General features: G+C 62.1%; 10 protein-coding genes. 3 read left to right on the top strand and 7 right to left on the bottom strand.

Annotation, left to right across the window (positions count from 1 at the left end; all coding sequences use genetic code 11):
• Positions 1 to 713 (top strand): gamma-glutamyltransferase (locus AAC126_RS20285; protein WP_339856941.1); only part of this gene is annotated, 713 nt, incomplete at its 5' end.
• A 36-nt stretch (positions 714 to 749) separates the two neighbouring features.
• A complete protein-coding gene (locus AAC126_RS20280) occupies positions 750 to 1,715 on the top strand; it encodes a Gfo/Idh/MocA family oxidoreductase (protein ID WP_339856938.1) in 966 nt (321 codons plus the stop codon).
• Between the two features lie 138 nt (positions 1,716 to 1,853).
• Here the strand turns inward: AAC126_RS20280 and AAC126_RS20275 are convergent, their stop codons facing one another.
• Together AAC126_RS20275 and AAC126_RS20270 are read right to left on the bottom strand one after the other, a co-directional pair.
• Positions 1,854 to 2,795 (bottom strand): C45 family peptidase, encoded by a 942-nt coding sequence (locus AAC126_RS20275; RefSeq protein ID WP_339856935.1) that lies wholly within the window; start codon positions 2,793 to 2,795, stop codon positions 1,854 to 1,856.
• A 5-nt stretch (positions 2,796 to 2,800) separates the two neighbouring features.
• Complete coding sequence (locus AAC126_RS20270) at positions 2,801 to 3,712, bottom strand: GyrI-like domain-containing protein (RefSeq protein WP_339856933.1); 912 nt, start codon at positions 3,710 to 3,712, stop codon at positions 2,801 to 2,803.
• Between the two features lie 114 nt (positions 3,713 to 3,826).
• Between AAC126_RS20270 and AAC126_RS20265 the strand changes: the two genes are divergently transcribed.
• A complete protein-coding gene (locus AAC126_RS20265) occupies positions 3,827 to 5,278 on the top strand; it encodes an L-lactate permease (protein ID WP_339856930.1) in 1,452 nt (483 codons plus the stop codon).
• On the opposite strand, the gene AAC126_RS20260 is transcribed toward AAC126_RS20265, so the two are convergent.
• From AAC126_RS20260 to frc, 5 genes are all read right to left on the bottom strand, one after another.
• Positions 5,273 to 5,710: a DUF1810 domain-containing protein gene (locus tag AAC126_RS20260; RefSeq protein WP_339856928.1), complete on the bottom strand. Its 438-nt coding sequence runs from the start codon at positions 5,708 to 5,710 to the stop codon at positions 5,273 to 5,275. The two genes, AAC126_RS20265 and AAC126_RS20260, sit on opposite strands and share 6 nt — an antisense overlap.
• A gap of 21 nt (positions 5,711 to 5,731) precedes the next feature.
• Complete coding sequence (locus AAC126_RS20255) at positions 5,732 to 6,145, bottom strand: VOC family protein (RefSeq protein ID WP_339856925.1); 414 nt, start codon at positions 6,143 to 6,145, stop codon at positions 5,732 to 5,734.
• A gap of 91 nt (positions 6,146 to 6,236) precedes the next feature.
• Positions 6,237 to 7,247 (bottom strand): NAD(P)H-quinone oxidoreductase, encoded by a 1,011-nt coding sequence (locus AAC126_RS20250; protein ID WP_339856923.1) that lies wholly within the window; start codon positions 7,245 to 7,247, stop codon positions 6,237 to 6,239.
• A gap of 17 nt (positions 7,248 to 7,264) precedes the next feature.
• A complete protein-coding gene (locus AAC126_RS20245) occupies positions 7,265 to 8,290 on the bottom strand; it encodes a 2-dehydropantoate 2-reductase (protein ID WP_339856920.1) in 1,026 nt (341 codons plus the stop codon).
• Between the two features lie 92 nt (positions 8,291 to 8,382).
• Positions 8,383 to 9,452, bottom strand: a 1,070-nt coding sequence (frc, locus tag AAC126_RS20240) for a formyl-CoA transferase (RefSeq protein WP_339856917.1), incomplete at its 5' end; no start/stop codon positions are given.

Here is a 9,452-nt window from a genome sequence, read left to right as displayed (position 1 = left end):
AAGCCACCAAGATCGGCTACCATCAGCGCGACCGCTATGTCGCCGACCAGAAATTTTCCGACGTGCCGGTCGAATGGATGCTCGGCGAGGAACATACCGCCCAGATGCGGGCCATGGTCGACATGGACAAGGCCGGTAATTTCGAGGACAGCGATTTCCCGCTGCACCGGGACACGATCTATCTCTCCTGCATCGACGAGCAGGGTAACGCGATTTCCTTCATCAATTCGCTGTTCTCCGGCTTCGGCAGCACCATCATGGCACCGAAATCCGGCGTCATGCTGCACAGCCGCGGCAACAGCTTCCACCTGAAGGAAGGCCACCCGAACTGCATCGAGCCGCGCAAACGCCCGATGCACACCATCATTCCGGGTTTCGTCTACAAGAACGGCACTGCCGTGGCCCCGTTCGGCGTCATGGGCGGCCAGTACCAGTCGACGGGTCAGGCCAACTTCATTTCCAACGTGGTCGATCTCGGCCACGACATCCAGGAAGCCATGGATGCCCCGCGCAGCTTCGCCACCGAAGGCGTCCTGCAGGTCGAGAGCACGTTCGCGCCGGAGACCTACACGGCTCTGGAAACCAAGGGCCACACGCTTGAGCGGCTGGACAAGGCGACCGGCGGCAGCCAGTGCGTCTGGCGCGATCCGGAAACCGGCGTGCTTCAGGCAGGCTCCGACCCGCGCAAGGATGGCATGGCCATCGGCTACTAAGAGCGCTTACCGAAGAACAGAAAGCCCAGAAGACTAATGAGCAAGAGCTACAACATCGTCGTCATCGGCCTCGGCATCATGGGCCGGCGCATGATCCAGTACATGATCCCGCATGACCGCTTCACGGTCATGGGGGCCTGGGATCCGAGCGCCGAGTCCGTCGCCACCGCCAGGGCCGAATTCCCGAACGTGAAGATCTGGGACAGCGCCGAAGCCATGATCGCGGCACCGGAAGCCGATCTTGTCTATATCGCCAGCCCGCCAGCCTTCCACAAGCATTATGCCGATCTCGCCATGGATGCCGGCAAGCCGGTCTATTGCGAGAAGCCGCTCGGCATCTCCGTGCCGGAGAGCGAGGAGATGGTCCGGCGTCTGGAAGAGACCAAGACACCGAACATCGTCAATTTCTCCCAGGCCTCCCTCGAGGGTGTGGAGATCATCGAAGCCGCGATCAAAGACGGCTCCATGGGCGACATCCTCAGCGCCGAGCTGGTGATGCATTTCTCCCAATGGCCGCGCGACTGGCAGGCGGATGCCGACTGGCTGCGCTTCCGCGACCAGGGCGGCTACACCCGCGAAGTCACCTCGCACTATCTCTATGTGACCGAGCGTTTCCTCGGCCGGGCCAAGCTGCAATGGAGCAAGCCGACCTATCAGGCCGACCCGAAACTCTGCGAGACCCATGTCCATGCCATGCTGGACTGCAACGGCGTTCCGGTGAGCTACAGCGCCGCCGTCGGCGGTGTCGGCCCGGACCGGATCGAGGGCACCTTCTACGGCACGAAGAAGAGCATGCGCCTCAGCGGGTTCTATATTCTGGAACAGACCAGCGGCGGCCCGTGGGAGCTGGCGATGGAACTTCCGGCAGACCCGCGCTCGGTTTCCGTACCCCGGCAGATCGACAATGTCGCCCGCTGGATGGATGGCACAGCCCATACCATGCCATCCGCCGCCGATGCACTCTCCGTACAAAAGCTGGTTGAAGGCATTCTGGCTGACTGAGTAGTCAGATCATCACATATACAATCGTCATCCCGGCCGGAGAGCCGGGACCCAGATGATCGCAAGGTTCGGCCCCTCGTTCCCTGGGTCCCGCATCAAGTGCGGGATGACGGTTTTTTATTTAATGAAAACAAATCATTAAACTGGATAAACCACCCGCCGTTCGCCCGGCTCGAAACGCGTGAGGGACTGTACCCAGCTTCCGTTCCGCCAATGGAACGTCACCGCACTCTCACCCGGCACATACTCAGCCGTGTACAGCGTCCCGAGCCATTCGTCGAAATCCTCCTTGCGAAGATCCCCCTCTACGAACACCGCACGCGCAGCTTCCGCATCCTCCACCAATGCACAGGCCACACCGAGCCGCCGTGCGGAATCCGGTCGCGGCTCTACCTCCGCCTGATGGTTAGCCACGACGTTCCCGTCAATAACGAGCGGTTCTCGATCCGGCGCAAGCTCGGCACGGATTGCTTTCCCGGATCTGTCTTGCACAAGCACATTGTGAGACCATGCACAGGGCATCCAGCGTAATACGTCCGCCGCGTCCTTCGCATCTGACGCCACCTGCAGCAGATACCGGATGATCTGCACAATACCGAACCCGGAGCCATAGACATGCCGCCCGCCAAAGGTCAGAGCGGCGGCGACTCCGGCATCATTCACCCCGTCAAGCAGGCCGCTCACGCCTTCGGACATGCCGAGCACATGACGCCCTGACCATTCCGTTCGCAAGATCACCGCCGAGGTCGCATCCGGATGGAAATCGTAATTGCGGAGCATGGTCGGCCGGGGCTGGGTGAAGGCGCGAACGGTGCAGCCAGCGGGGATCAGTGGCGGAGGGTCGATTCCGGCAAGGGCGGCGATCATGGCGGGATTGTCGCCCGCAAATCCCGCCATGCGATCGAACAAATCCAGCATTTCCGGCATGTGTTCGCTAACACGGCGACGGCATTCCTCCGGATCGGGAATACGCTCCGCTTTCGCGTACCAGTCCGCCACGAAAGCACGCCCCACTTCGACAGATTGCCGGATGAATGCGTCTGGCTGCGGCTCATCGACGGCACGGAACAGTTTCTCCATCGCTCTCAGCCTTTCAGCGGAATGCAAATCAGCGTGCGCAACTCGGCTTCCGCCACCTCGGCCGGGTCGTTCAGATACCATTCGAGGCAGGGGCGCTCGTCCAGGCTCTCCCCGCTTTCCGGCAGCCAAAGGCCGAGCAGGCGGTGGAAGCAATCCTCCATCCCCATGTAGGAGCCTTCCAGCAAGGTGCAGGCATAACGGCCCGCCGGAAGCGTATCGACGCGGGCATTCTCCGGCAAAGTCTCGGCTGGTATAGACGCGCCTTCACGGAACGAGACGCAGGCGTCATAGCGCAGATCGGCCTCGGGAACGCTCGCCGGATCATCATAGGACAGCCCGAAACTGCCCGTGACATGCGGATAGAGTGCATGCTTTCCGAGCCAGCCATGCAGCGCTCCGAAGCTCGACCCGACCTCGTAATACGGCCCGACATGACGCCAGGCGATGATCGGGGCAGGCCTCACATCCTTGATTTCGACCTGCATGCCATGCTCCTTCCTGTCCGCGATCAGACGGATGCTTCCCGTCTCCGGACGATAATGAATACGGGTATTCAGAGGCCTGTAGGGCGGCGGTGCCTTTGCCGTCCGATAGCTGCTTGGAGGCAGGCCGAAACATTGCCTGAACGCCCGGGTAAAGCCTTCCGGGCTGCCATACCCGGCCGCGAGCGCGACTTCCGTCACGGTTTCCCGTTCAATGCGCAGGGCATGGGCCGCGCGGGACATCCGTACCCGGCGCACGACTTCCTGCACCGTCTCTCCCGTCACGGCACGAAACACCCGGTGGAAGTGATAGGCGGAGAAGGCCGCCACCTCCGCCAGTTCGCCAAGCTGTAATGGCGCGTCCGCCTGCGCGGCGATCCGGTCGAGGACCCGGCCAATACGATCGGCATAAGACGTTTCGGTCTGCTTTCTCATGCCAACAGAATGCCACCGCTTCGGCCTCGCTGCCCGACCGATCTTGCGGTTATGATCCCGTTCCGGCCCGCATCAGAACGGGCCACGATCAAATGAAATACCGGAAACGCCCATATGCTTACCGTGACAGCCGCCGCGCCGCTCATCCTTGCGACCCTTGCCATCCTTGTCGCCCGCCAGTCCGCCATGCGGGCGGGAGGGCTCGGGCTTGTTCTCTCCATCATAATCGCGGCCACGGTTTCGGATTTCTCCCTGCAGTCCGATGGCATCGCGGATGCCGTGATCGACGGGCTGTTGACCACGGCGACTGTCGCCTATGTGCTGCTCGGCGGTGTGACCCTCTATTGGGTGCTGCGCGCGGGCGGCGCGCTGGAGCGGCTCGGCAAGGCTGCAGCCGATGCGATTCCGAACCCGGCACAACGTGTGCTGGTCCTGGTGCTTGGCGTCTCCGTTTTCTTCGAATCCGCGACCGGGTTTGGCGTCGGCATCATCGTCACCGTGCCGCTGCTGATCGCACTCGGCTACCCGCCCGCCCGCGCCGCCCTGATCGCCTTGCTCGGGCAATGCGCCGTGCCCTGGGGGGCGCTTGCCATTGGCACCGTGCTCGGCGCCGATCTTTCGGGACTCCCCGCCGGTGAGACGGCAATGACGGCGGTCTGGCTCAGTCTGCCTTTCATCCTGCTCTGCGCCTTCGCCACCCTCCGCTTCGCCGGGGAAAGCCTGAGCAATATTTCGAACATTCTCTCCGCCATTGCCTACAGCGCCCTGCTCGCGGCAATGCTCTGGGTCTCAAGCGCCTGGATCAGCGTCGAACTCGCCGGCTGCATCGCGGGTCTTGCGGTGACACTTGTCGGACTTGTGCTGGCCCGCATCCGGTCGAAGGCACGGACGGACGGGAACGGCCTCCTCGCCGCCGCGCTGCCGCTTTTCGTGCTGATGGCGACATTGAGCCTGACACGGCTCGTTCCGGCTGTTGGCGCCTTCACAAGCTCCCTGTTGCGTATCGACGTGCCCGCCTACGACTTCGCCCTGTCCATCATCCACCATCCGGGCTTCTGGATGCTGCTGGCGGCTCTTACCGGCATCCTCTGCCTGCGCATTCCCGCACCCGAGATCCGGCAGCTAGTGCCGCAGGCCCTGAAGCAATGGAGCATCGCCAGCCTCTCGGTCGCCGGGTTCATCTGTTTCGGACATGTGATGCTGCATGCGGGGATGACAGACCGTCTGGCGGAAACCGTCGCCGCCGGTGCCGGCGCCGCCTATCTTTTCGCGGTTCCCGCCGTGGGCGGCCTGGGCGGGTTCCTGACGGCCAGCAATGCCGGGTCAAACGCACTGTTCATGGCCTTCCAGAGTACGGTCGCGGGGCGGCTGGCACTTGATCCCATCGTGGTCGCGGCGGCGCAGAATGCCGCCGGCGCCAACATCACCCTCGCCTCCCCCGGCCGGATCGTTCTCGCGGCATCCGTCTCAGGGCTGGCAGGGCAAGAGAACCAGCTTATGCGCCCGGCGCTGGCCCTCGGAATTATTGGCCTGCTGCTGATGTTGCCGGTTCTGGCAGTCCTATAGATCCGCACGGAGCAGAGACAGCGTGCGCTCATCCCGCGCGCCGTCATAAAAAAGGTCAAGTGCACGGCTGAAGAGTGCGCTGTCTTCCTCAGTCTCCGTCGCCGCCTCGAACAGCGTGAGACAGGACTGGAATTTTATGTCGTCGGGCGAGCCGAAAATCTCGAAGACTGTTTTGTCGCTGTGCCGCAGCACGACCTCGACGCAAGCCCGCAATCTGGGACCGAGCATCGGGTCGCGCAGATAACGCCGGGCCTGATCGAGATCGGTGATGCCGTAATGGATCGCCCGCCGGGAGCGGCCGAGCTCCACATGCTGGGGCAGGATGTACCAGATCCAGTGAGAGGTCTTCCGGCCCGCTTTCAGTTCGGCAAGAGCCTGCGTATAAACAGGCTCTTGTGCCTCGCTGAATTTCTCCAGATCGCTATCCGGCATTGGTGTGCTCCGGCGCTGCTGTCAGTCCTCGTCCTTCGGACCAACCCAGGCAAACGGATTATAGGCAATCTCCCAGAGGTGGCCGTCAGGATCGCTGAAATAGCCGTGATATCCACCCCAATGCGCCTTTTGCGGTGATTTGACGAGCGCTGCCCCCGCCGAGACGACTGCATCCATTGTCGCGTCCACCTCTTCCGGTGAAGCGACGTTGTGCGCAAGGCTCACGCCGCGATAGCCGCTGCCTTCGGAGGAAACACCCGCATCCGCTGCCAAATCTTCTCGTTCGGAAAGGCCGAGCCAGGTTCCGTTCAGATTGAAGAAGGCAACACTCGGAGGGGAGTCGAGCCTCGGGAAGCCGAGGCCCTTCTCGTAAAACTCTCGCGAGACCGCGAGATCTTTAACAGCCAAAGCGACCATGCTGATTCTGGGCTTCATGCCATACCTCATTCGCATCCATCGGGATTCTCACCGTAACCTGAGGCAAGAACGTGGGCGAATGAAGTCAAAAGATTAAGGCCGCAAGGCGTCAAATATCCCCGCACACCTCCAGCATGATCTTGCCGCTATGTCCGGCGCTTTCCATGAAGGTATGGGCAGCAGCGGCTTCAGCGAGCGGGAAGGTCTTGCTCACCACTGGCTTCAGCTTGCCCTGCTCGAACATCGGCCAGACATTGAGCGCGAGGCTGTCACGGATTTCCGCCTTGTTCTCCGGTGTGCGGGAGCGCAGCGTGGAGCCGGTATAGGTCAGCCGCTTCAGCATCACCGGCATCAGGTCGACCTCAACCTTGGAGCCCTTGTTGAAGGCGAGCTGGACGATCCGCCCGTCCGGTTTGGATGCTTTGATATTCTTCGCGATATTCTCGCCACCGATGATATCGAGGATAACGTCCGCGCCCTTGTACGCGCCGCGAATGATCTCGACAAAATCCTGCTCGCGGAAATCCACGGTGAGGTCGGCACCGAGATCACTGCAAACCTTGCAGCGCTCCGCCGGGCTGTCGACGGCAACCACAGTCGCACCAATAGCCTTCGCCAACTGGATCGAGGTGGTACCGAGACCGCCGGCACCGCCATGCACCAGAAAGACTTCGCCGCGCGAAAGTTTCGCGCCCATGAAGACGTTGGACCAGATGGTGAAGAAGGTCTCAGGTACGGATGCCGCTTCGAGCTGGTTGAAACCGTGCGGCATCGGCAGGCAGTGCCGGGCATCGACCGCGCAATATTCCGCGTAGCCGCCGCCATTGGTCAGGGCACAAACCATGTCCCCGACCGACCATTTGCCAACACCGTCGCCAACCGCGACGACCTTGCCGGAAATTTCCAGACCGAGCAGGTCCGACGCGCCTTTCGGCGGCGGGTAATGGCCCCGGCGCTGCACCAGGTCCGGCCCGTTCACGCCGGCATAGGCCACCTTGATCAACACCTCTCCCGGTGCTGCTTCCGGCACCGGGCGCTTGCCCGGCACCAGAACCTCCGGTGCGCCGGGTTCGCTGATCTCGACCACATTCATGTCCGCCGGAAGCGTTGCGTCCGTCATCTGAAAATTACTCCGGTTTAGTCAACAACAAGGGATTCGGGGCTGCCGGAATCTTCCGGGAAGACCGGATAGAGCCCCTGCGTCCGCCCCAGTTGTTGCACCAGAGCCAGCACGGAGTCGATATGCGGAGTCTGCAAATCGACCAGCCGCCCCATTTCCTGCACCGCCGTCAGCAATGCATCGATCTCAAGCTGCCGGCCTTTCTCCAGATCCTGCAGCATCGAGGTCCGGTGCGCGCCGACCTTGGCGGCACCGTTGATCCGGCGTTCCACATCGACCCGGAAATGCACCCCGAGACGGGCACCGATACGCTGCGCCTCTTCCATCATGGCCCGGGAAAGCGCACGGGTGCCGGGATCGGTCGCCACCACGTCGAGCGTCGCGCGGGTCAGGGCGCTGATCGGGTTGAAGCAGAGATTTCCCCAGAGTTTCAGCCAGATTTCATCCCGGATGTTCGGCAGAACAGGCGCCTTGAAGCCCGCCTCCTGCAGTGCGGCACTGAGCCGCGTCGCCCGTTCGGACATGCTGCCGTCCGGCTCACCCAGCGCGAACTTGTTGCCATAGGTATGCTTGACGACACCAGGTGCGGAGATCTCGGTCGCCGGATAAACGACACAACCGATCGCCCGCTGCGGGCCAATCAGATCCCATTGCCGGTCATCCGGATCGACCGAGTTCAGCCGTAAATTCTGATAAGCGCTGTTCACGCCGTGGAAATACCACCAGGGCACACCGTTCTGGCAGGTCACGACAGCGGTGTCCGGGCCGAGCAACGGCACCATCTGGTCCGCCACTTCCCAGGCCTGATGCGTCTTGAGCGCGACAATCACGTAATCCTGCGGGCCGAGATCCGACGGATTATCGGTCGCGGTGACCTTGGCCACGCGTTCGTCCTCGCCGATCAGGAGTTTCAGTCCGTTTTCCCGGATCGCCGCCAGATGCGCGCCGCGCGCGATCAGCGAAACCTCGACGCCCTCCACCTGAGCGAGTTCCGCGCCGATATAGCCCCCGATCGCACCCGCTCCGTAAATACAAACTTTCATGCCCCTACCCCCGTTTTTTTATCTCTCTTATGAAAACGGCGCCGACTTCAACAAGCCGGCGCCGTTCTCGATTACGTTTCGGCTGAACCGGTCTAGACGGCGCCTTCCGCCTTGGCCGCAGCCACGTCATCGGCCGACATGCCAAGCACTGCCGTCAGGATCTCGTCGGTATGTTCGCCCAGAAGCGGCGACCGTTCCACCTTTGCCGGAGACGCCGACAATTTGATCGGGCTGCCGACCGTCAGATAGGTGCCCCGTTGCGGGTGCGGCACCTCAACCACGGTGCCTGTCGCACGCAGGGATTTATCCTCGGCCAACTCCTTCATGCTGAGGATCGGGCCGCACGGCACGTTCAGCGCGTTCAGGATTTCCATGACTTCGAACTTGGACTTGGTCTTCGTCCATTCCTCAATCATGGCAAAGCACTTGTCGAGTTTCGGCAGGCGCACTTCCGGCGTGGCCCATTCCGGATCCTCGATCAGCTCCTCGCGGCCGATGGTCTTCATCAAAGGCGCCCAGCCCGGCGGCTGGATGATGACGTAGATATAGTCGTTCGGACCGCCGCCCTTGGTCTGCACGGCCCAGCCCGGCTGACCGCCGCCCGACGCATTACCGGCACGCGGCACGGCTTCGCCAAACTCGCCATTCGGATATTGCGGATATTCCTTCAGCGGGCCGTTTTCCAGGCGCTGCTGATCGCGCAATTTCACGCGACAAAGATTGAGAACACCATCCTGCATGGCGCATTCGACCCGCTGGCCCTTGCCGGAATGGGTCCGGTGATAGAGCGCGGTGACAATGCCGAGCGCCAGATGCAGGCCTGTGCCGCTATCGCCGATCTGGGAGCCGGTCACGATTGGCGGACCATCATCGAATCCCGTGGTGGAGGCGGAACCGCCTGTGCACTGGGCGACATTCTCGTAGACCTTGCAGTCTTCATATGCGCCGGGACCGAAGCCCTTGATGCTGGCATAGACGATCTTCGGATTGATCTCCTGGATGCGCTCCCAGGTGAAGCCCATGCGGTCCAGTGCGCCCGGCGCGAAATTCTCGACCATGACGTCGCACTCTTCGATGAGGCGGGTCAGGATCTCCTTGCCCTTGTCGGTCTTGGTGTTGAGCGTGACGCTGCGCTTGTTGCTGTTCAGCATGGTGAAATACA

It is taken from the genome of uncultured Nisaea sp., from assembly GCF_963974195.1.
Lineage (GTDB): Bacteria > Pseudomonadota > Alphaproteobacteria > Thalassobaculales > Thalassobaculaceae > Nisaea.
The sequence above is the reverse complement of the archived record's forward strand: the minus strand, read 5'-3'. Positions and strand labels throughout refer to the sequence as shown.

What these genes read in the sequence shown, in the direction of transcription:
- AAC126_RS20280 (WP_339856938.1), top strand. Translation starts at nt 750, where the DNA reads ATGAGCAAGAGCTACAACATCGTCGTCATCGGCCTCGGCATCATGGGC.
- AAC126_RS20275 (WP_339856935.1), bottom strand. Translation starts at nt 2,795, where the DNA reads ATGGAGAAACTGTTCCGTGCCGTCGATGAGCCGCAGCCAGACGCATTC.
- AAC126_RS20270 (WP_339856933.1), bottom strand. Translation starts at nt 3,712, where the DNA reads ATGAGAAAGCAGACCGAAACGTCTTATGCCGATCGTATTGGCCGGGTC.
- AAC126_RS20265 (WP_339856930.1), top strand. Translation starts at nt 3,827, where the DNA reads ATGCTTACCGTGACAGCCGCCGCGCCGCTCATCCTTGCGACCCTTGCC.
- AAC126_RS20260 (WP_339856928.1), bottom strand. Translation starts at nt 5,710, where the DNA reads ATGCCGGATAGCGATCTGGAGAAATTCAGCGAGGCACAAGAGCCTGTT.
- AAC126_RS20255 (WP_339856925.1), bottom strand. Translation starts at nt 6,145, where the DNA reads ATGAAGCCCAGAATCAGCATGGTCGCTTTGGCTGTTAAAGATCTCGCG.
- AAC126_RS20250 (WP_339856923.1), bottom strand. Translation starts at nt 7,247, where the DNA reads ATGACGGACGCAACGCTTCCGGCGGACATGAATGTGGTCGAGATCAGC.
- AAC126_RS20245 (WP_339856920.1), bottom strand. Translation starts at nt 8,290, where the DNA reads ATGAAAGTTTGTATTTACGGAGCGGGTGCGATCGGGGGCTATATCGGC.